This is a genomic window from Anaeromassilibacillus sp. Marseille-P3371, from assembly GCF_900169665.1.
Lineage (GTDB): Bacteria > Bacillota > Clostridia > Oscillospirales > Acutalibacteraceae > Anaeromassilibacillus.
The window spans coordinates 2,267,642-2,289,449 of the sequence record NZ_LT835157.1 but is presented as its reverse complement, the minus strand read 5'-3'; the positions used below and the strand labels follow the sequence as shown (position 1 = coordinate 2,289,449).

The window sequence follows — 21,808 nt, the reverse complement described above, 5'->3', positions numbered from 1 at the left end:
CGATAGGTTAGGGACGAGAATTGTGGGCAATGTAATTGTTGCAAATACGAACCTAAATCATGCGAAACAGATCAGCGCAGTTCTACGATCGGCAGGAATACCGGTGGCGGCTGTGTGCACTACGGCTGCACAGTTATTGCGCTTGATGGAATATAGCCGTTGGGGTGTGGTGGTATGCGGCGTTACCCTCTCCGAAATGCCTGCCATTCAGCAGTTGCGCAATATGCGGGCGGACTACCTGTTTCTTTATATTGTGAGAGGACTGCCGCCGGAGGCCTTGGACGACCCCTGTCTGGTGATGCCGCTGAACCGCGGGCGGTTGGCCGCTTGTGTTCATATGCTGATCCAGATCTCGGAGAGTTCTGGGCAAGCCTTGAAACAGCGCATAGCCAACAGTGGAATGGAGGAGAAAGAAATTCTCGTGCGCGCAAAAGAGCAGCTGATGGTGCAATGCAATATGAGTGAACCGTCCGCCCACCGGTTCTTGCAAAAGCGAAGTATGGATTCCGGCAAAAGGCTGTGCGAAATAGCAATACTTGTGCTGGATACTTTGAATAGAACCGTCTAAAGGGCATAAAGATGATAAAGGACGAAAGTTTATTGTTCAGTAAAGAAGAGAGACGCTTCCAGGAAAGAGGCAGCCGTACAATCGGTGGGATGCGGCTCCGTGCGTGCGGCGTTTGATTTGTAAAGGAGGATGGCCTCATGAAATTTACCAAAATGCATGGCATTGGCAACGATTATATCTATGTCAATGGGTTTGAGGAGACGGTTCAAAATCCCTCGGAGGTGGCAATCCGGTTGAGCGACCGGCGGTTTGGCATTGGCGCGGACGGCCTGATTTTAATTCTTCCCTCCGATGTAGCGGATTGCCGCATGGAGATGTTCAATGCGGACGGTTCGATCGGCAAGATGTGCGGCAATGGCATTCGTTGTGTCGCAAAATACGTCTATGACCGCGGGATCGTCCAAAAGGATGTCCTGCGGGTAGAAACGCGCAGCGGTATAAAGACCCTACAGCTGCGTATCGAGGATGGAAAAGTTTCCTCTGTGCGTGTCAATATGGGGCGGCCGGCACTCAAGCCGGAAGAGATTCCGGCGCATTTTAACAAAGAGCGCATTGTGGACGAGGAAGTTCAGACCGCTTCAGGCAGAGTATGGAGAATTACATGTGTTTCCGTTGGAAATCCCCATGCGGTGGCGTTTGTGGATGAGGTCGGCGGACTGGACTTGCCTGCGATCGGGCCGGAGATGGAGAATCTCCCGATCTTCCCAGAACGCGCCAATATTGAATTCGTTCAGGTGCTTGGACCGCATGAGATTCGGATGCGTGTCTGGGAACGTGGTTCTGGTGAAACTTGGGCTTGCGGCACGGGAGCGTGTGCCTGTGCGGTGGCCTCTGTGCTGAATGCAAAAACAGATCGAGATGTGACCGTCCATCTACGCGGCGGCGATCTGCATATTTTCTGGGACCCGAATACGGACGAGGTTTTTATGGAAGGGCCAGCTGCTTTTGTTTTTGACGGAACCGTCGAAATCTGATATAATATGGTATTGGACATTCCAGAATAAAAAACAAACTTAAGGAGGTTTTTTGATTTGCTGAAAGTCAATGAGAATTTTGTGAAGCTTCCTGCCAGCTATCTGTTTGTGGACATCAATAATAAGGTAAACGCCTTCATGAAAAAACACCCGGATCAGGAGATTATCCGTCTGGGAATCGGGGATGTGACCCGCCCACTGCCGAAAGCGGTGGTAGACGCCATGTGCGCGGCCGCAAAAGAAATGGGCCAGGCGGAAAGCTTCCACGGGTATGGACCGGAAGCGGGGTATGGGTTCCTGCGCGAAGCGATTGCAAAGAATGATTTTCAGGACCGTGGAGTTGACATTTCTGCGGACGAAATTTTCGTAAGCGATGGCGCGAAAAGCGACACGGGCAGCATCGGCGATATTTTTGGCGTGGACAATGTTGTCGCCGTCTGCGACCCGGTTTATCCAGTCTATGTTGATACCAATGTTATGGCAGGACGCGCTGGCGATTATGTGGAAGGCAAGGGTTGGAGCAAAATCGTTTATATGCCCTGTAAAGAAGAAAACGGCTTTTTGCCGGAGCTCCCCCAGCAGCCTGTGGACATGATCTACCTGTGCTTCCCAAACAATCCATCCGGCGTGGGAATCACTAAGGAAGCATTGAAGAAGTGGGTGGATTATGCATTGGAACACAAAGCCATCCTTCTCTATGACGCAGCATATGAAGCATTTATCACCGATCCGGACATGCCCCACAGCATTTTTGAGATCGAAGGCGCTAAGAAGTGTGCGATTGAGTTCCGCAGCTTCTCCAAGACAGCTGGATTCACCGGAACTCGCTGTGCGTTTAGCGTGATTCCGAAAGAACTTGAATACGATGGCGTATCGCTGAATAGACTTTGGGACCGCCGTCAATCCACCAAGATGAACGGTGTGTCTTATGTGGTGCAGCGCGGCGCAGAGGCGGTCTATTCGGAAGAAGGCAAAAAAGAGGTTCGGGCCAATATTGCCTATTACCTCAACAATGCCAGAATCATCCGTGAGGGGCTGAAGAAGGCGGGCTTTACCGTTTATGGCGGTGAGAATTCCCCTTATGTATGGCTCAAAACACCGCAAGGCGTTTCCTCATGGGAATTTTTCGATCTGTTGCTGGAAAAGTGCGGGGTAGTTGGGACGCCGGGCTCCGGATTTGGCGCTGGCGGAGAGGGTTTCTTCCGCTTGACCTCCTTCAATACAAAAGAAAATACGGAAAAGGCGCTTGCAAAAATTGTAGAGGCCTTTGCCGGTTGAATGGTTGTTTCCTGGTCAATAGCCCCGCCTTTTTAAGTCGGGGCCGTTTGACTGTAAACATACAAATGTAGGGATTTGGGAATTTTATTATTTAGAAACGGTTGGTGATTGAATGAAAGCACTCCTTATGCTCGAAAATGGCATGACATTTGAGGGCACGGGTTTCGGCTATGAGCACGATGTGCTGTGCGAAGTCGTGTTCAATTCGGCCATGTGCGGCTACACCGAGCTGCTCACGGACCCATCCTACGCAGGTCAAGGCGTTGTCATGACCTTTCCGCTGATTGGAAACTATGGCATCTGCTACGACGATGCGGAATCTACAAAACCGTGGCTGGGCGCGTTTATCGTGCGGTCTGTCTCCGGTATCCCGAGCAATTTTCGCTGTGACGTGGATCTGGATACCTATTTAAAACAAAACAAAGTTCCCGGTATGTACGGCATTGACACCCGCGCGCTCACCCGTGTTCTGCGCGAAAGCGGCACTATGCGCGGCATGATTTCCTATGGGGAGGCGATCGACCCGGCGGCTATGAAAAAGCAGATAGAGGACTTTGTATTGAAGTCCTATGTGCCGACGGTTAGCGACCGCGAAGGGAAAGTCTACGGCGACGGACCGATTCGCGTGGCGCTGGCGGACTACGGCGTCAAACACAATATCATCCGCTGCCTTGTCAAGCGTGGCTGTACGGTCAAGTGTTTCCCGTATGACGCCTCGATGGAGGACTTTTTGGCATTTTCCCCCGATGGCATCATGTTGAGCAACGGCCCGGGCGACCCGCAGGCGTGTGTAAAATCCATTCAAGAGTTAAAACGTCTCTATGACCACGGACTTCCGATCTTTGGCATTTGCCTGGGCCATCAGCTGATGGCACTGGCCCAGGGATTTGATACCTATAAGTTGAAATATGGCCATAGAGGGATCAACCACCCGGTCAAGGATCTTGCGGCCAACCGTGTATATATTACCTCTCAAAACCATGGTTTTGTCGTCAATGCGGACACGATCGATCCTTCGGTTGCAGACGTCAGTTTTGTCAGCATGAACGACGGAAGTGTAGAAGGTTTAAACTATAAAAATGGCAGGGTCTTTACTGTACAGTTCCATCCAGAGGCTTCCTCAGGCCCGTTGGATACTGGATTCCTGTTTGATAAGTTTATCAATTTGATGGGAGGGAGCCGCATATGAGCAAGAATCCAAAGATCAAAAAGGTTGTCATCATCGGTTCCGGCCCGATCATCATCGGACAGGCGGCAGAATTCGACTATGCTGGAACGCAAGCGTGTCGTGCAATTCGCGAAGAGGGCGTTGAAGTCGTCCTCATCAATTCCAACCCGGCGACAATTATGACGGATAAGCAGATTGCGGACAAGGTTTATATCGAACCGCTGACCGTGGAAACCATCAAAAAGGTCATCATCAAAGAAAAACCGGACAGTATTTTGCCGACTCTGGGCGGACAGAATGCCTTGAATCTTGCGGTGGAGTTGGAGGAATCCGGTTTCCTGAAGGAGCACAATGTTACCATGATCGGCACGAGCGCCGATACAATCCGGATGGCGGAGGACCGCGAGCTCTTTAAAGAGGCGATGGAGCGCATTCATCAGCCCTGTGCGGAAAGCGAAATCGCCGAGGACTTGGACCGGGCTTTGCAGGTGGCGGAACGGATTGGTTACCCGGTGGTTGTTCGTCCGGCATATACCTTGGGCGGCAGCGGCGGTGGCATTGCCTATGACCGCGAGCATTTGCTTTCGATCGCATCCCTCGGGTTGCACCGCAGCCGCGTACACCAGGTATTGATTGAGCGCTGCATCTCCGGCTGGAAGGAAATCGAATACGAAGTGATGCGTGATAAGAACGGCAACTGTATTACCGTCTGTAATATGGAGAACTTCGACCCGGTCGGCGTACACACCGGCGACTCGATCGTTGTAGCGCCGTGTCAGACATTGGCGGATAAAGAGACGCAGATGTTGCGCAGTGCGGCATTGGACATCATCACGGAATTGGGGGTGGAAGGCGGCTGCAATGTACAGTTTGCACTAAACCCCAACAGCTTTGAATACTGTGTCATTGAGGTGAACCCGCGCGTCAGCCGCTCTTCGGCGCTCGCTTCTAAGGCGACCGGTTACCCGATTGCTAAAGTAGCCTCAAAAATTGCACTGGGATATACGTTGGATGAGATCCCAAATGCAATTACGAAAAAGACATACGCCTGCTTTGAACCGACATTGGACTATTGTGTTGTGAAGATTCCGAAGTGGCCGTTTGATAAATTCCAGAACGCCAAGCGGCTTCTGGGAACCCAGATGAAAGCGACCGGCGAGGTCATGGGCATTGCGCCGAACTTTGAGGGCGCGTTGATGAAATCGGTCCGTTGCCTGGAAGTCAATATGATGAGCCTGATCGACAAGAATCTCAAAGGCCTCAGCGATGATGCAATCGGCGAGCGCCTGCATGTGGTCGATGACCGCCGTCTGTTTGTACTGGCAGAGGCATTGCGCCGCGGATTTACAGCGCAAGAAATCCACGACATCACCAAAATCGATCTGTGGTTCTTGGACAAGCTTGTTTCCATCGTCAATGTGGAGAAAGCGCTTGCGACCGAAGAGCTGGATCGTGCACTGTTGCTTAAGGCGAAGGATTATGGCTTCCTGGATGAAACCGTCGCGGAACTCAGTGGAAAGAGTGTGGAGGAGATTCGCCGCCTGGAGGATGAGTGGAATATCAGGCCCGTCTATAAGATGGTGGACACCTGTGCAGCGGAATTTGATGCGGCGACGCCATACTACTATTCCAGCTATGGCACGGAAAATGAGTCCGTCTGCCAGACGGACCGCAAGAAGGTTTTAGTTATCGGGTCCGGTCCTATCCGCATTGGACAGGGAATTGAATTCGATTTCTGCTCGGTTCACAGTGTTTGGGCCTTGCGGGATTTGGGATACGAGACCATCATCATGAACAACAATCCGGAGACGGTTAGTACGGACTTTGATATTGCGGATAAGCTCTACTTTGAACCGCTTACGCCGGAGGATGTCCTCCATGTTGTTCAGTTGGAAAAACCCGATGGCGCAGTGGTACAATTTGGCGGCCAGACGGCGATTAAGTTGGCCGGTGCCATCGAAAAAATGGGAATTCCGATTTTGGGAACCTCTTTTGACAGCATCGACGCCGCAGAGGACCGTGAACGTTTCGACGCGATTTTGAACGAATGTGAAATCCCACGCGCCGCAGGCCGTACGGTGTTCACCTGTGCGGAGGCGCTTGCTGCGGCGAACGAGCTTGGTTATCCAGTTCTGGTGCGTCCGTCCTATGTGCTCGGCGGCCAGGGAATGCATATCGCCTACAGCGATGAGGATGTCATAGAGGACATCGGTGTGATTAACCAGATTGCACAGGAACATCCGATTCTGGTGGACAAATACATCATGGGTACAGAGGTCGAAGTTGACGCTGTGTGTGACGGGATTGATTCGGTGATTCCGGGGATTATGCAGCATATTGAGCGCGCTGGCGTTCACTCCGGGGACAGTATTTCGGTCTATCCAGCAGTTGGTGTGAGCAAGGATATGCAGGACATCATCGTGGAATATACCCGCCGTTTGGCAAAGGCGCTCAAGGTTAAGGGCCTGCTGAATATCCAGTTTATTGTGAAAGACAATCAAGTTTATGTCATTGAGGCCAACCCGCGTTCATCCCGTACGGTCCCATATATCAGCAAGGTGACGGATATTCCGATCGTCCCGTTGGCTGTTGGAACGTTCTTTGGCAAGACTTTGCCGGAGATGGGTTATGAGTATGGTTTGCAGCCAGAAAAGGAGCTCATCGCCATTAAGATGCCGGTATTCTCCTTTGAAAAGCTGTATGGCGCCGACGTCAACCTCGGACCGGAGATGAAGTCCACCGGCGAAGTTTTGGGTGTAGCCCGGACCTTTGACGAGGCGATGATTAAGGCGTTCTATGGCGCGGGAACCCATATGATTAAAAAGGGCCATGTCATCATTACAGTTAAGAACAGCGACAAGCAGGAGGTCCTGCCGATCGCACGCGGTTTGTACGAATTGGGATGGACGATCTATGCCACGGCCGGGACGTCTACGTTCCTGAACGACAACGGTATTCCCACCATCCGTACAAATAAAATCGGCGCGGGCAAGCCGGACATTCTCGATGTGATCCTATCCGGGAAGATCGACTTGGTTATCAACACGCCGTCCAAGGGCGTGTCGCACAATCGCGACGGCTATCTGATCCGCCGCAATGCGGTTGAGGCAGGCATTCCCTGTCTGACTTCGTTGGACACCGCCAATGCGTTTTTGACCTGTGCACAGCATGTGGAAACCACACAGCTTTCGGTCATCGACATCACAACGGTATCCAGCTTCCTGAACTTTATTTAAACCGGTCTGCGCCGGGGGTGTATGCCCCCGGCAATGCCTGTTTCCCATCCTTGCCAGATGAAATCGATTAGGAGGATTTTAATCATGAAAAAATGTGAACAGCTCTATGAGGGAAAAGCCAAGAAGGTATTTGCAACAGAAGATCCGAACCTCTGCATTGTCGACTATAAGGACGACGCGACAGCATTTAATGGGCAGAAAAAGGGAACCATTGCGGGGAAAGGCGTTGTGAACAACCGTATGTCCAACTTTATGTTCCAGCTTTTGGAGAAGCACGGGGTAAAGACGCACTTCGTCGAGGAGCTGAGCGACCGCGAAACGGTCGTTAAAAAGGTAGAGATTGTCCCGCTGGAAGTGATTATCCGCAACCTTTCCGCTGGTTCCTTTGCAAAGCGCTTCGGAGTGGAGGAAGGCATCGAGTTCGCACAGCCGACCATCGAGTTTTCCTATAAGAACGACGACCTTGGCGATCCGTTGATTAACGACTATCATGCAATGGCGCTTGGCCTGGCAACCCAGGAAGAGATTGATACCATCAAGGCAATGGCGTTCAAGGTCAATGAGGTGATGAAGGAATACTTCAAGCAGCTCGATGTTATTTTGGTGGACTTCAAGCTGGAGTTCGGAAAAACGCCGGACGGCGAAATTCTCCTGGCTGATGAGATCTCGCCGGATACCTGCCGCTTCTGGGATGTTCACACCCATGAGAAGTTGGACAAGGACCGCTTCCGCAGAGACTTGGGCGGTGTAGAAGAGGCCTATGCCGAGATGATGAAGCGCATCGGACTGTAAAGTCCTTTTCAACCGATTCGTTTGACAATCCATAGTTTGATTAGGATGGTGAGCTTTTGAACGGTTCTGTAATGGAGTTTGATTTTGCAAAACCACATGAGGAGTGCGGCGTGTTTGGCGTCTATGCAATGGATGGTACGCTAAACCCTGCATATGCTACATACAACGGCCTGTTGGCCCTGCAACACAGAGGCCAGGAGAGCTGTGGAATCGCAGTAAACGATCAAGGCGTCATTTCCTGTTACAAGGACATGGGGCTGGTGACAGAAACCTTCAACGACAAGATTTTGCGGGAATTGAAGGGCCAGATTGCCGTGGGCCATGTGCGCTATTCCACGGCGGGCGCAAGCGTTCGGGAGAATTCCCAGCCGTTGGTTATGCGCTACATCAAGGGAACATTAGCGATTGCGCACAATGGAAACCTGAGCAATGCCTATGAGCTGCGGCATGAGCTGGAGCACCGCGGCTGCATTTTCCAGACGACGATTGATTCCGAAGTAATCGCCTATATCATCGCTCGGGAGCGCGTAGACGCTGCCTCGATTGAGGAGGCGGTTTACCGTGCAATGCCGAAGGTCCAAGGCTCCTATTCCATGATTGTGATGAGCCCGCAGAAGTTAATTGCTGTGCGTGATCCCAATGGATTCCGTCCGCTCTGCATTGGCCGTGCCGGGGACAGCTATGTATTTGCATCCGAAACCTGCGCTCTGGATGCGTGCGGTGCGGACTATGTGCGCGATGTAGAGCCCGGAGAGATTGTCGTTGCGGATGAGAACGGCCTGCGTTCGATGATGCTGCCAAACGCGGCCAAAAAGTCCCTCTGCGTGTTTGAATATATTTATTTTGCCCGTACGGACAGCGTAATAGACGGTATCAGCGTGTATGAGGCGCGCAAAGAAGCCGGCCGCCTGTTGGCGCGCCAGCATCCGGTAGACGCGGATATGGTGATCGGTGTCCCGGAATCCGGGATCGACGCGGCGATTGGATACAGTGAGGAATCCGGGATTCCGTACCAAAAGGGAATTGTCAAGAATAGCTACATTGGCCGTACGTTTATCAAGCCGGATCAGGCCTCCCGTGAGCGCAGTGTGCGTATTAAACTAAATGCCCTGGGGACAGCGGTGAAGGGCAAGCGCGTTGTTATGTTGGACGACTCCCTTGTGCGCGGCACAACCTGTGCGCGGATTGTGTCCATGCTGAAAGATGCCGGCGCCAAAGAAGTACATCTGCGTATCAGCTCTCCGCCTTTCCTGTGGCCCTGTTACTATGGGACGGACATCCCTTCCAAGGATGAGTTGATCGCCTGTAAGCATACTGTGGAGGAGATCGGAAAGATGAGCTTTGCGGATTCGATCGAGTTCCTTGCGCTGGAAAATCTCCCGAAGATGTTGGGGGTTGAGGGTGCCTGCGGTCATTATTGTGATGCTTGCTTCTCTGGAAACTATCCGGCTTCTGTTCCCAGCCATTCGATGGCGTCAAAAGAAAACAAATATTGTGTGCCGATCAGAAGAGATTGATGGAGGTTGTCAACGTGAAAAATTCGTATGAATCACCCCTCTCTGCGCGCTATGCGGATGCTGAGATGAAGTTTTTGTTTTCACCGGACAAGAAGTTCCGCACTTGGCGCAAGCTCTGGATTGCCTTGGCGGAGACGGAGAAGGAGCTGGGGCTTCCCATCACGCAGGAGCAGATTGACGAGCTGAAAGCACATGCGGAGGACATCAACTACGAGGTGGCGGAGGCGCGCGAAAAGGTGGTCCGTCACGATGTTATGTCGCATGTCTACGCATATGGAGAACAGTGCCCCAAGGCGCGTGCAATCATCCATTTGGGAGCAACCTCCTGTTATGTAGGGGATAATACCGATGTCATTGTGATGACAGAAGCGTTACAGTTGGTACGCCAAAAGTTGGTAGGGGTTATTCGCGTTCTAGCAGATTTTGCTATGGAATATAAAGACCTGCCCACACTGGCGTTTACACATTTTCAGCCCGCACAGCCGACGACCGTTGGTAAGCGTGCCACTCTATGGATTCAGGATTTGATGATGGATCTTGAAGATGTGGAATATCAGCTGAGCAAGGCAAAGCTGTTGGGCTCTAAGGGAACAACAGGTACCCAGGCTAGTTTCTTGGAGCTTTTTGATGGCGACTATGAGAAAGTCAAACAGCTGGATCAAAAGATTGCAGAAAAGATGGGCTATCGCGCTTGTTTTGCAGTTTCTGGCCAAACCTATTCCCGTAAGCTGGATAGTCAGATTTTGTCCATCCTGAGTGGTATTGCACAGAGCGCTGCTAAATTTTCCAATGATATCCGCTTGTTGCAGCATTTAAAAGAGGTGGAGGAACCGTTTGAAAAGAATCAGATTGGTTCTTCGGCCATGGCTTATAAGCGCAATCCCATGCGCTCTGAACGAATTGCCTCTTTGGCCCGTTATGTAATCGCAGACAGCTTGAATCCGGCAATTACAGAGGCGACACAGTGGTTTGAGCGTACTCTGGACGATTCTGCAAATAAGCGTCTGAGCGTTCCAGAAGGTTTCTTGGCGGTGGATAGCATTTTGAATCTGTACAACAATGTTGCAGATGGTTTGGTGGTATATCCTAAGGTGATTGAGCAGCATCTGCGTCGGGAATTGCCCTTCATGGCCACGGAGAATATTATGATGGACGCCGTCAAGCGCGGTGCCGACCGTCAGCAGCTGCATGAGCGCATCCGTGTGCACTCCATGGCCGCTTCCAAGGTGATTAAGGAAGAGGGCGGCGAGAACGATTTGCTTGCGCGTATTGCTGGAGACTCGATCTTTGGCGTTACACTGGAGGAATTGCATGCGATTGTCAGCCCAGAGAAATATGTGGGCTGTGCGCCAATGCAGACGGAGGAGTTTATTCAGAATACAGTTCGTCCGCTTTTGGATAAATATTCGTTTGTTCCAACGGAGAAAGCGGAAATCAACGTTTAATCCACCAATGTGCGGAATATGGCCGCCGCCCCCTTGCGGGATCTTCCCGGGAGGCGGCGGACTTGGTTTTGCACGGAGGTTTTTAGATTGAAAAGGCAGGTGTTTTAAATGGTAACAGCAATTGTGGGTGCTAACTGGGGTGACGAAGGCAAGGGGAAAATTACCGATGTAAAGGCTGCTGAATCGGATATCGTTGTCCGGTTCCAGGGCGGAAGCAATGCGGGACATACCATTATCAACAACTATGGAAAATTTGCTCTGCATCAGCTGCCATCCGGTGTGTTTTACGAGCATATTACCAATATCATTGGCAATGGCGTTGCGCTGAGCGTAGAGAACTTTATCAAGGAGTTGCATTCGCTGGAAGAGCGCGGGGTACCAAAGCCAAAGATCTTGGTTTCTGACCGTGCGCAGGTGGTTATGCCATACCATGTGGAGCTGGACTCTTTGGAGGAAGCACGCCTTTCTTCCAAATCCTTTGGTTCCACAAAATCCGGTATTGCACCGTTTTATTCCGATAAATTTGCCAAGATTGGATTTCAGGTCAGTGAGCTCTATGACGATCAGGAAAGCATCATGGAGAAAATCGCGCATGTTCTGGATCTGAAAAACGTATTATATAGAGATTTGTACCATCAGCCGGAGTTGAAGGCGGAAGATGTCTACGAAAAGTTGATGGAATATAAAGAACTGCTGGCACCTTATGTGGCGGATACCTTTACGCTTTTGCATCAAGCAGTACGGGATGGAAAGCACATCCTTCTGGAAGGCCAGTTGGGTGCCTTAAAGGACCCGGATTTCGGTATCTATCCGATGGTAACCTCCAGTTCCACGCTGGCAGGCTACGGTGCTGTGGGCGCGGGAGTGCCGCCGTATGCAATTCAGGAAGTCATTACAGTCGTGAAAGCATATTCCAGCGCAGTGGGCGCGGGAGAGTTTGTCAGCGAAATCTTTGGAGAAGAGGCTGATGAGTTACGCCGTAGGGGCGGAGATGGCGGCGAATATGGCGCTACCACCGGCCGGCCGCGCAGAATGGGTTGGTTGGACCTGGTGGCTACTCGCTATGGCTGCCAGGCACAGGGCGCTACCAGCGTGGCATTTACGGTTTTGGACGCTTTGGGATATTTGGATGAGATCCCGGTCTGTGTGGCCTATGAGTTGGATGGAAAGCGGATTGATTTCTTCCCGCCCACTGCACAGCTGAAGCGTTGTAAGCCAATTCTTGAAACATTGCCCGGCTGGAAATGTGACATCCGTGGCATCAAAACGTATGAGGACCTCCCGGAAAACACCCGCAAATATATTGAGTTTGCGGAAAAAGAAATCGGCGTGCCGGTCAAAATTGTATCGAATGGTCCGGCTCGCGAGGACATTATTTATCGGTAATTCCGCAGACTGCGGGATATTCCCGCGCATAAGGGGGTAACAGTATGTGTGGAATTGTGGGCTATATCGGTGACGATCAAGCGGCGCCGATTCTTTTGCAGGGCTTGGAAAAACTGGAATACCGCGGCTATGATTCGGCCGGAGTCGCTGTTTATGACGGGACCTCGCTTCGCGTAGTCAAGGCGAAAGGCCGTCTTCAGGTCCTAAAAGACTTGATTCATGGAGGAAAAGACGTCCCGGGAACGGTGGGCATCGGCCACACTCGTTGGGCGACGCACGGCGCTCCTTCGGACATCAATTCACATCCCCAGGTGAGCGATTCAGGGAAATTCGCGGTGGTACACAACGGCATCATTGAAAATTATCTCGCATTGAAACAACATTTGATTCGCCGCGGGGTCTCCTTTGTCTCCGAAACGGATACAGAAGTGATCGCGCAGCTATTGGAGCATTATTATAAAGGCGATATTATGGATGCAGTCATCAAGGTACTGCAAAAGGTAGAAGGCTCTTATGCGCTCGGAATTATCTGTGCGGATGCACCTGACCAATTGGTTGCGGTGCGTAAGGATAGTCCGTTGATTATCGGTCTGGGGCATGGGGAGAACTTTATTGCTTCCGATGTCCCTGCGATTCTCAGCAAAACGCGTGACATCTATCGCCTAAATGACAATGAAATTGCCGTCATTCGACGGGAAGGCGTGCGTATCTACGATATGGATAAAGAGCTGGTTCCTAAAGAACCGGTTCATGTAGAGTGGGATGTATCTGCTGCCGAAAAGGGTGGCTATGAACATTTTATGGCAAAAGAAATCATGGAGCAGCCGAAGGCAGTGCGCGATACCTTATCGCCGCGCATTCAAAACGGACGCATTGTTTTGGACAATATCACACTTACAGCGGAACAGCTAAAAACGTTTAAAAAGATTTTTATTGTTGCGTGCGGTTCTGCTTATCATGTGGGGATGGTTGCAAAATATGTATTGGAAAAGATGACTCGGATTCCGGTCGAGGTGGATTTGGCGTCTGAATTCCGATACAGGGAGCCGATTATTGATGAAGAGGTTCTGGTTCTGGTAATCAGCCAATCCGGCGAGACAGCGGATACATTGGCCGCTATGCGTGAGGCAAAGCGGCTTGGAGCGCGTACGCTTTCGATTGTCAATGTGGTTGGAAGTTCGATCGCCAATGAATCTGACGATGTAATCTATACATGGGCGGGACCGGAAATTGCGGTAGCGACCACAAAAGCGTACAGCACCCAGCTGGCGGTGGTTTATCTGTTGGCGATTTATATGGCGGATCAATTGGGACGCCTTTCTGTGAAAGAATATTCGGCCTATCTGACAGAGTTACAGGCGTTGCCGGACAAGATTGAGAAAATTTTGCAGAATCGTGAGAATATCCAGTATTTAGCGTCCCAACATTTCAATGCGAAGGATGTATTCTTCATCGGACGGAATCTGGATTATGCAATGTCTTTAGAGGGGTCTCTGAAGCTCAAAGAGATCTCCTATATCCATTCGGATGCTTATGCAGCGGGCGAATTGAAGCATGGAACCATTTCATTGGTTGAGGATGGGACCCTGGTAATTGCGTTGGCGACCCACCAAAATTTGTTTGACAAAATGGTGAGTAATGTCAAGGAGGTTAAAGCGCGCGGCGCCATAGTGCTTGGCATGACGACAGAAAACAATACGCAGATTGAGCAAGTGACAGATGATGTGTTTTATATACCTCAGACCTGCGATGTCATGCTGCCCTCTCTGACCGTGATTCCGTTACAGCTGTTTGCCTACTATGTGGCGTCCATGAAGGGATGCGACATCGATAAGCCGCGGAATTTGGCAAAGTCGGTAACTGTAGAATAGTTCTCAAAAGACAAGGAAGGGAAAGAAATCATGCTGAAAAATGAGGCAGTCTTAATCTTAGACTTCGGCGGACAGTACAGCCAATTGATTGCGCGCAGGGTCCGCGACTGCAATGTGTACTGTGAAATCAAATCTTGTAAGACCCCGGCGCATCAGATTGCCGAGGCGGGATATAAGGGGATTATCTTTTCCGGAGGTCCAAATTCCGTCTATACAAAGGATGCCCCGGTATGCGACAAAGCAATATTTACTTTGGGGATACCCGTTTTGGGAATTTGCTATGGGGCGCAATTGATGGCGCATTTGTTGGGCGGAACAGTCAGCCGTTCCGAGGTGCGCGAATATGGAAAGACGCCCATACGGGTGCAGGCAAATGCGGCATTGTTTCATAATTTACCAGCGGAGTCCGTCTGCTGGATGAGTCATACAGATTATATTGCTCAGCCTCCGGCTGGCTTTGCCGTCACAGCGGAAAGTGACGCCTGTCCCGTGGCAGCAATGGCAGATGACATACGCCGCCTCTATGCATTTCAGTTCCATCCAGAGGTGGAACATACTGTCTATGGTACCGAAATGTTAAAGAATTTTTTATACGATGTGTGTGGTTGTTCCGGCAGTTGGAAGATGGATTCGTTTGCGGAAGAAACTATCCGTCATATCCGAGAAAAAGTAGGTGGGAAGCGCGTTCTTTGTGCGCTATCCGGCGGAGTGGATTCCTCAGTGGCTGCGGTGCTGGTTCACAAAGCGGTTGGGAAAAATCTGACCTGCATTTTTGTAGACCATGGAATGCTGCGGAAAAATGAGGGAGATGAGGTAGAGCGCGTATTCCGTAAGCAGTTCGATATGAACTTAATTCGTGTCAATGCGCAGGATCGGTTCTTGCAAAAATTGGCAGGCGCTGTAGAGCCGGAGCAGAAACGAAAGATTATCGGAGAAGAATTTATCCGTGTATTCGAAGAAGAATCCAGTAAGCTTGGGAAGATGGAATTCCTTTGTCAGGGAACCATATACCCGGATGTGGTTGAGAGCGGTTCTGGAGATGCAGCGACCATTAAAAGCCACCACAATGTGGGTGGTTTGCCCGAAGATGTAGGGTTTGAAGGAATCATCGAGCCCTTGCGTGATTTATTTAAGGATGAGGTCCGTCGTGTCGGTATCGAGTTGGGAATTCCAGCACATCTGGTTTGGCGTCAGCCGTTTCCCGGACCGGGACTCGGAATTCGGATCATGGGAGAAGTTACACCGGAAAAATTGGAAATTTTGAAGGATGCTGATGCAATTTTCCGAGAAGAAATCGCAAAAGCAGGGTTGGACCGCCAAATCAATCAGTACTTTGCGGTATTGACTGGAATGAAGAGTGTCGGTGTTATGGGTGATGGACGTACCTATGACAATACCATTGCGTTGCGTGCAGTAACAACAACGGATTTTATGACAGCGGACTGGGCGCGTATTCCGTACGAGACTTTGGAGATTGTCAGCACCCGGATTGTCAATGAAGTTGAGAATGTGAATCGGGTGGTTTATGATATTACAAGTAAGCCGCCAGCTACGATTGAATATGAATGAGTTGTCAATGAATTTTTAGCATGATGCCTTTTAGCCCTGCCAGTTAGCTAAAGATAGAATACCCTTAGCTAACTGGCGGGGCCTTATTTAATTGGTCTTAAATAAAAATACGATTTTAAAGGGTATGATCGCAAATACGATCCAATAATTTACGATTAGTTGTGAAGTTCATTAAAAAGTTTCTAACAGTTTATCGAGACGATCTTAGATGATATGTGATGAAAGATTTTGGGGAGAGTGTCCTGGAAGACTGTACCTGTTTGCAGACAGAAGAAAGTTGGCTGGCGTTTATACCAGGATTCTAAAGAGAATTTGCATTTTGAAGGGTGAATGACAGATCTTCATTTTGAAAAGAATGTATTCGATACATTTGCTGAATGATGAAGTTATTTTGAGGATGTCGATAGGTATATCCAGTTGTAAAACATACTAGAGGGTAGCACGCTGTCCGGCTCTACGATCTAGTTCGTTGTATCGTTGAAGTTAGTAAGAATATGGGGATGGCCAGTGGATACTTTGGGTGAGTAGTTTGTCAGTGAAGGAAAGTGGCCCAAGGAATAGCTACTTCCGTAGGATATGTAAAAGAATACGTGAGTTTTGTAATTCTGTGTGGTTTAAAAGAGTAATTGTATAGCATTATAGTATAAGAATTAAAATTCTTTTTAAAAGCAGATGGGAACCTATATAAAGAATGCGTCACCCACGATATCAATAGGGATACACGGATATTGAGTAAGAAAACACAACCTAAGCCGTGAATTCGACTTTTTTAAAGACATAAACTGACAGATACAAAATGGTATGCAAGCGGAATATTTGTATCCGTTGGAACGACAAATTTCGAGCGAATATGAAAAAATTTGTCGATCAGAGTTGACGGTATTATTGGGAATATGCTACGATAAAATCGATTAAAAAAGGAGGGTATACGATGAGACAAGATATGATTGTAGTTTTGGATCTGGGTAGTACACGAAATACCGATGTTGCACGGGCAATTCGTGCACTGGGGGTATACAGCGAAATTTGTAATTACGATGTAACCATAGAAGAGATTTGTAAGTTGCCGAATGTGAAGGGCATTGTTGCAAATGGCGGTCCAAATGATGTGGTAGACGGTGAAAAGATTGGGCTTTCCGAAGCGATTGTAAAATCTGGTCTACCCATTTATACATTTGATTATGAATGGAATGGAATCCTAAATCCGATGCCAGAAGAAGATCAAGCCATTCAAGAAGCTTTACGTGACTTTGTTTTTAATACTTGCAAAGCCCAAGCCAATTGGAACATGGATAATTTCATCGCTGACCAAATTGATCTAATTCGCCAGCAGGTGGGGAATAAAAAAGTATTATTAGCATTGTCCGGCGGTGTTGATTCGTCTGTAGTTGCGGCGCTCTTGTTAAAAGCAATTGGTAGTCAGTTGACTTGCGTGCATGTCAATCACGGCCTTTTGCGGAAAGGAGAGCCGGAGCAAGTTGTTCGTGTATTTCAGGACGAATTGTCAGCCAACTTGATCTATGTAGATGCAACCGATCGTTTTTTGGGGAAGCTGGAAGGAGTGGCCGATCCAGAGCAGAAGAGAAAAATTATTGGAGCAGAATTTATTCGTGTCTTTGAAGAAGAGGCTCGTAAGCTGGATGGTATAGAGTTCCTTGCACAAGGAACGATTTATCCGGACATCGTGGAAAGCGGCACAAAGACTGCTAAAATGGTTAAGAGTCATCACAATGTGGGCGGTTTGCCTGAGGATTTGCAGTTTGAGCTTGTAGAGCCACTTAAAATGTTGTTTAAAGATGAAGTTCGTGCCTGTGGGGTGGCGTTAGGATTGCCTGCTAGCATGGTATATCGGCAGCCGTTTCCAGGACCTGGATTAGGGGTGCGTTGTTTGGGGGCGATTACGCGCGATCGCTTGGAGGCAGTACGCGAATCCGATGCCATCCTCCGGGAAGAATTTGCTAAAGCCGGTTTGGAGGGAAAAGTTTGGCAGTATTTTACAATTGTTCCGGACTTTAAATCAGTGGGTGTACGCGATAATGCGCGTTGTTTTGATTGGCCAGTTATTATTCGTGCAGTAAATACCATTGATGCAATGACAGCACAAGTTCCGCAATTGGATTGGGCGTTGTTGCAGACGATTACTTCGCGTATTCTGCACGAGGTGAAAGGTGTAAATCGTGTTTGCGTTGATCTATCGCCCAAACCAACGGCAACGATTGAGTGGGAATAAATGGAAGAAAGCCCGAAAGTCTTTGTTTGCAAGGCTTTCGGGCTCTTTTAATGATAGCCGCGATGCTGTTATGACGCTGAAATCAGGTTTTTAGCAGGGAGTCCAGCGTTTGAGCAAGTTCTCCTTGCTTGTGCGGGTATAGATGGGAGTAGGTATTGAGGGTCGTTTCTATGTTCTCATGGCCGAGTCGTTCGGCTATCAAGAGTGGCGAAAAGCCGAGTTCGATAAGTAATGAGGCGTGGCTATGTCTGAGGTCATGCACTCTAATCTTTTTAACTCCGCTCTGGCTGCTACCTCGAATCATTTCCCTGTATAGGGCATGCTTGGTTAATGGGAAAATGCGCCCATTATCATAGATGTGTGAGATATACTCTTTAAGTTCTTCGCAAAGAAAATTCGGCAAAGCGATAATCCGATTGCTTTTCGGAGTTTTGGGCTCCGTAATAATATCTTTCTTGCCAATTCGCTGATAGGATTTATTGATAGTTATGGTGTTTCCCTCAAAGTCAATATCATCTTTGGTCAAGGCTAAGAGTTCGCCTTCCCGTATGCCGCACCAGTAAAGGACTTGAAACGCTGAGTGCATTTGTGGTTTGTCCTCGATTGCTGCGGCAAATCTAATGTATTCGTCTTTTGTCCAAAACTGCATTTCCTTTGCGTTCTTGCGTCCTATGCTTCCCGCCTTATGACAAGGATTTTCTTTTAGACCATAATACTTAACGGCGTAGTTAAAAATCGCGCAAAGCTGATTATTGATTGCTTTTAGGTATGTTTCGGCGTACTCGTCACCCATGAGCTGATTTTGCCATTGTCGAACCGTTGTTGCTTTAATGTCGCTGATTTTCATTTTGCCGAAATAAGGCAAAATCTTTGTCCTTATTAGGTGCTCCTTGTTGTTCATGGTTGACACCCTGAGTCGGCTTGCCATATCTGTATTATACAGAGAAATTAGGCTTGCCATTGTCATTTGCGGATTTTCCTGCAATTTGTCAAGAAAAGCGCGTTCCCATTCTTTGGCGTCTTTCTGTTTAGTAAAACCTCTCTTTGTTTTACGCTGCTGTTCCCCTTGCCAATCGGTATAGTAGAAACAGCAATACCACGTTCCGCGGTCCTTGTCCTTATATACTGGCATAACATTTGCCTCCTGTTTTGCCTTTTTATCTATATTATCGCAAATAGTAAGATTCGCGAGCCCCTGAATTTGGAGTACCTACGGCGTCCTATATCAGCTCCGTTTTTACAGAGTAGGTTTATACTCCAAAAGAAAGAAAACTTGATGTGGGAGACCGTAGGCTTGTTTATGGTTGCCAATCTCCATTGAGTTCTGGAATATCATCAAAATTTGCGCTTTTACCACAAGCGTCAATCATTTCAAAAAGATTATTTTGCGTCTCTGTATTTGCTTTATGGTCTGTTAGCCCTGTATATTTGGCGAGGAATTCCAACGCTTTCAATTTATCGTGTAGCTTGACTTCCGTGCCGTTCTTTGTAATCTTGATACTGGAAACGGCACCTTGCTTTTCGGGTGGAAGTTCTTTTAGGCGAAGTTCCCCGTCTATGACTTCAACATAATCAAAAATGTTGGAAAATCCAAGTGCCGCCATTTCCCACAGTACTCGTTCGGCGGAAATTCGTAGTCCCGCAGAGATTTCCGCCTTGCGCCGCCTTACTTCTGCCTGAATCTCAGGAATAGAGAGCAGGTGAACCCCCTGCGAATTCGCACGTTTTGAGGAATACCCCGCAGCAATAGCCGCCCGTGTAGCGTTGAAGTCTATGATGTATTCGTCAATAAATCGTTCCTGTTTCTCGGTCATTTGTTCACCGCCTTTCTGAACTCTTGAATTGCCGTAGCTTGCAATCTCATTAACCAACGATAGGAGTAAAACATTATTTCTGCCGTTTTCTCAACGGTATGCCCCTCAATGAAACGCAAGTACAGGACAGTCCTATATGGCTCGGCAAGAGAATCAACCACCGCGTTGATGTTATCTCGCGCAGCAAGTAATTCTTTTGCTTGGCGGGCGAGTACCTCGCAATACTCGCCCGCCGCATTGTACTTTTTATAAAAACTGATTTTCTCATACCGCAGGTCTGCCCTCAAGGAGAGTAATTTGTAGCTATTGAGCATATTGCGGGCTTCTTTTTCTGTTATCATGGTATTTAATCAAATAGATTGACCGCATGGGAATCATAGTGAGGGTCACGCCAGCCCTCACCGAAAAACAAACGGTCAAAGGCATGCAGATTTCGCGGCGCGGTAAAATTACGCAAACCGCAAAGCCGCTCCGACAGGTAATTCTCTGTCCAGTTGAGTGCTGCCTGCAATGCTTCGTAATCGCATTTTTCAGGTAAGGCAAAATGCACACCATTTTTCTTGCTGATAGTCTGCAAGGCTTTTACCGCTTGGTAATTTGGCATGAATTGGTCGGCGAGGTTGCGTAATTCTCCCTCGCTAATATCCTCGCCCCTCACCTGAAGCGCAGTCAGCAAACTAAGCTGTTCACTCGTCGGTGGAGTAGAAAGCATTTTGTCAAGCCCATTTCGCTTTTCGGTAATCACTGAGGAAACGAGTTCTCTAAGTTCCTCTACGCGGGAAATTACATATTCCCTAAAAGCAGCGTCACGCTCACGTCGCTTTTCGTTGACATAGGATTCAACATAAAGTTCGGACAAACGAGCAATCGTTTTATCGTTTTTCCGCTCCTCGTCAGCCGCCAGAACTTCCTTATAAGCCTTCTGTGCCTCAGCCCTCAGTTCTTCAAATGTCATTTTCAATACCTGCCTTTCTTAAAACATTCTGTTGTGCTTTGACCTCTTGCGGAGAATCAAGACTTTTTGATACAAACCACCCGATACCCTCACAACAATCATAAATGCGCGCCTTCGGGTGGAGAAATACTCCTTCGGCAAACTGCGTGTCAATTCCCATATCAGCCAAAGACGCACGCAGTAATGTGTTCATTTCAGCGTTCATCTGTGCTTCATCTGCTGTAATGCGAGCCAGTTCGTCACGGAGTGCCGCAAAGATTGCGGTATCAGTACATTCGCCGCGCTGTGCTACAAGCTGCTCAATTACACGGCTACGTGCTCTATTGAATCCGACCGCCTTTTGATGGCGGAGTCTATATATTTCTCGAACGGTCATATCATCATTCTCCTTCTTTCTGCACGATTTTTCAGCTTTTGGCATACTTCCAGTAAACGCTCAGAATCCACGCACATACCGAATTGCCGCAATACCGGCCATGCAATATCAACCTCGCCGGATTCATATTTAGCAATCATGGGAGTGGAGATTCCGCTCATATCAGATAGCTGCTTGCGGGATTTTGATATAAACCGGCGTTCACATTGCAGCAGTGCGCCAATATTGCGGTACATAGTCGGTTCAATAAGCTGGCTGTCCTGCCGGTCTATCATGTAGTCGATTGCCTCGTCTTTGAGGTGGAAGGCATAACGCCGAAAAGCAAACCGCAAAGTATCAAGGGGAATATTATACACATCTGTAATCGCAAGCAGGGTTTCATAAGACGGAGTATTTTTGTCTGCTTCAATCGCTTTAACAGTATCACGGCTGATATGGAGAGCTGCCGCAAATGACGTTTGAGATACACCGCGCCGCTGCCGAAATCTTGTCATAAACTCCCCAAAGGTTTTGGGTTCCAGTTTTTCAAGGGAATCCTCTAACTTGCCGAGCGCAGTTAGCGTATCGTGTTCATTTCCAACCAAAACATATTGCTTTAGTGTACTGTCATAGTAGGTTACTCGCTGCAT

General features: G+C 48.8%; 18 protein-coding genes. 12 read left to right on the top strand and 6 right to left on the bottom strand.

Translation table 11 applies throughout. From position 1 onward, the window contains the following. Window positions 1–22: 22 nt before the first annotated feature. The 12 genes from B9Y59_RS09530 (at window position 23) to guaA (B9Y59_RS09475) (ending at window position 18,034) form a co-directional block, all read left to right on the top strand. Window positions 23–568: an ANTAR domain-containing response regulator gene (locus B9Y59_RS09530; protein ID WP_054324269.1), complete on the top strand. Its 546-nt coding sequence runs from the start codon at window positions 23–25 to the stop codon at window positions 566–568. A gap of 137 nt (window positions 569–705) precedes the next feature. Continuing rightward, complete coding sequence (dapF, locus tag B9Y59_RS09525; RefSeq protein ID WP_085533123.1) at window positions 706–1,542, top strand: diaminopimelate epimerase; 837 nt, start codon at window positions 706–708, stop codon at window positions 1,540–1,542. 57 nt (window positions 1,543–1,599) lie between these two features. Then, window positions 1,600–2,820 carry an LL-diaminopimelate aminotransferase gene (locus B9Y59_RS09520; RefSeq protein ID WP_054324271.1) on the top strand — a complete coding sequence of 407 codons (1,221 nt, stop codon included), beginning with the start codon at window positions 1,600–1,602 and terminating at the stop codon, window positions 2,818–2,820. A gap of 112 nt (window positions 2,821–2,932) precedes the next feature. Further along, the gene (locus tag B9Y59_RS09515) at window positions 2,933–4,009 is read left to right on the top strand and encodes a carbamoyl phosphate synthase small subunit (protein WP_085533121.1); all 1,077 of its coding nucleotides are present in this window, start codon (window positions 2,933–2,935) and stop codon (window positions 4,007–4,009) included. Next, window positions 4,006–7,224 carry a carbamoyl-phosphate synthase large subunit gene (gene carB / locus B9Y59_RS09510; RefSeq protein WP_085533119.1) on the top strand — a complete coding sequence of 1,073 codons (3,219 nt, stop codon included), beginning with the start codon at window positions 4,006–4,008 and terminating at the stop codon, window positions 7,222–7,224. Before B9Y59_RS09515 ends, carB begins: the two co-directional genes overlap by 4 nt. Before the next feature lie 84 nt (window positions 7,225–7,308). Continuing rightward, window positions 7,309–8,016 carry a phosphoribosylaminoimidazolesuccinocarboxamide synthase gene (gene purC, locus B9Y59_RS09505; RefSeq protein WP_085533117.1) on the top strand — a complete coding sequence of 236 codons (708 nt, stop codon included), beginning with the start codon at window positions 7,309–7,311 and terminating at the stop codon, window positions 8,014–8,016. 71 nt (window positions 8,017–8,087) lie between these two features. Continuing rightward, window positions 8,088–9,533: an amidophosphoribosyltransferase gene (gene purF, locus B9Y59_RS09500; protein ID WP_085534596.1), complete on the top strand. Its 1,446-nt coding sequence runs from the start codon at window positions 8,088–8,090 to the stop codon at window positions 9,531–9,533. Between the two features lie 14 nt (window positions 9,534–9,547). Next, window positions 9,548–10,978, top strand: a complete 1,431-nt coding sequence (purB, locus tag B9Y59_RS09495; RefSeq protein ID WP_085534594.1) for an adenylosuccinate lyase — start codon at window positions 9,548–9,550, stop codon at window positions 10,976–10,978. A gap of 108 nt (window positions 10,979–11,086) precedes the next feature. Continuing rightward, the gene (locus tag B9Y59_RS09490) at window positions 11,087–12,364 is read left to right on the top strand and encodes an adenylosuccinate synthase (RefSeq protein WP_085533115.1); all 1,278 of its coding nucleotides are present in this window, start codon (window positions 11,087–11,089) and stop codon (window positions 12,362–12,364) included. Between the two features lie 44 nt (window positions 12,365–12,408). Then, a complete protein-coding gene (gene glmS, locus B9Y59_RS09485; protein ID WP_085533113.1) occupies window positions 12,409–14,235 on the top strand; it encodes a glutamine--fructose-6-phosphate transaminase (isomerizing) in 1,827 nt (608 codons plus the stop codon). Window positions 14,236–14,268: 33 nt separating this feature from the next. Continuing rightward, window positions 14,269–15,804 (top strand): glutamine-hydrolyzing GMP synthase, encoded by a 1,536-nt coding sequence (gene guaA, locus B9Y59_RS09480; protein ID WP_175055210.1) that lies wholly within the window; start codon window positions 14,269–14,271, stop codon window positions 15,802–15,804. A 931-nt stretch (window positions 15,805–16,735) separates the two neighbouring features. Further along, the gene (guaA, locus tag B9Y59_RS09475) at window positions 16,736–18,034 is read left to right on the top strand and encodes a glutamine-hydrolyzing GMP synthase (RefSeq protein ID WP_085533111.1); all 1,299 of its coding nucleotides are present in this window, start codon (window positions 16,736–16,738) and stop codon (window positions 18,032–18,034) included. A gap of 82 nt (window positions 18,035–18,116) precedes the next feature. On the opposite strand, the gene B9Y59_RS09470 is transcribed toward guaA (B9Y59_RS09475), so the two are convergent. The 6 genes from B9Y59_RS09470 to B9Y59_RS09445 form a co-directional block, all read right to left on the bottom strand. Beyond that, complete coding sequence (locus B9Y59_RS09470) at window positions 18,117–19,166, bottom strand: site-specific integrase (protein ID WP_066864974.1); 1,050 nt, start codon at window positions 19,164–19,166, stop codon at window positions 18,117–18,119. Window positions 19,167–19,332: 166 nt separating this feature from the next. Next, window positions 19,333–19,848 (bottom strand): terminase small subunit, encoded by a 516-nt coding sequence (locus tag B9Y59_RS09465; RefSeq protein WP_066864977.1) that lies wholly within the window; start codon window positions 19,846–19,848, stop codon window positions 19,333–19,335. Further along, on the bottom strand, window positions 19,845–20,189 hold the full coding sequence (locus tag B9Y59_RS09460; RefSeq protein ID WP_143255281.1) for a hypothetical protein: 345 nt from the start codon (window positions 20,187–20,189) through the stop codon (window positions 19,845–19,847). Before B9Y59_RS09460 ends, B9Y59_RS09465 begins: the two co-directional genes overlap by 4 nt. A gap of 5 nt (window positions 20,190–20,194) precedes the next feature. Continuing rightward, window positions 20,195–20,803, bottom strand: a complete 609-nt coding sequence (locus B9Y59_RS09455) for a hypothetical protein (RefSeq protein ID WP_066864983.1) — start codon at window positions 20,801–20,803, stop codon at window positions 20,195–20,197. After that, a complete protein-coding gene (locus B9Y59_RS09450; RefSeq protein ID WP_066864986.1) occupies window positions 20,793–21,179 on the bottom strand; it encodes a hypothetical protein in 387 nt (128 codons plus the stop codon). Before B9Y59_RS09450 ends, B9Y59_RS09455 begins: the two co-directional genes overlap by 11 nt. Beyond that, window positions 21,176–21,808 (bottom strand): helix-turn-helix domain-containing protein, encoded by a 633-nt coding sequence (locus B9Y59_RS09445; protein WP_066864988.1) that lies wholly within the window; start codon window positions 21,806–21,808, stop codon window positions 21,176–21,178. Before B9Y59_RS09445 ends, B9Y59_RS09450 begins: the two co-directional genes overlap by 4 nt.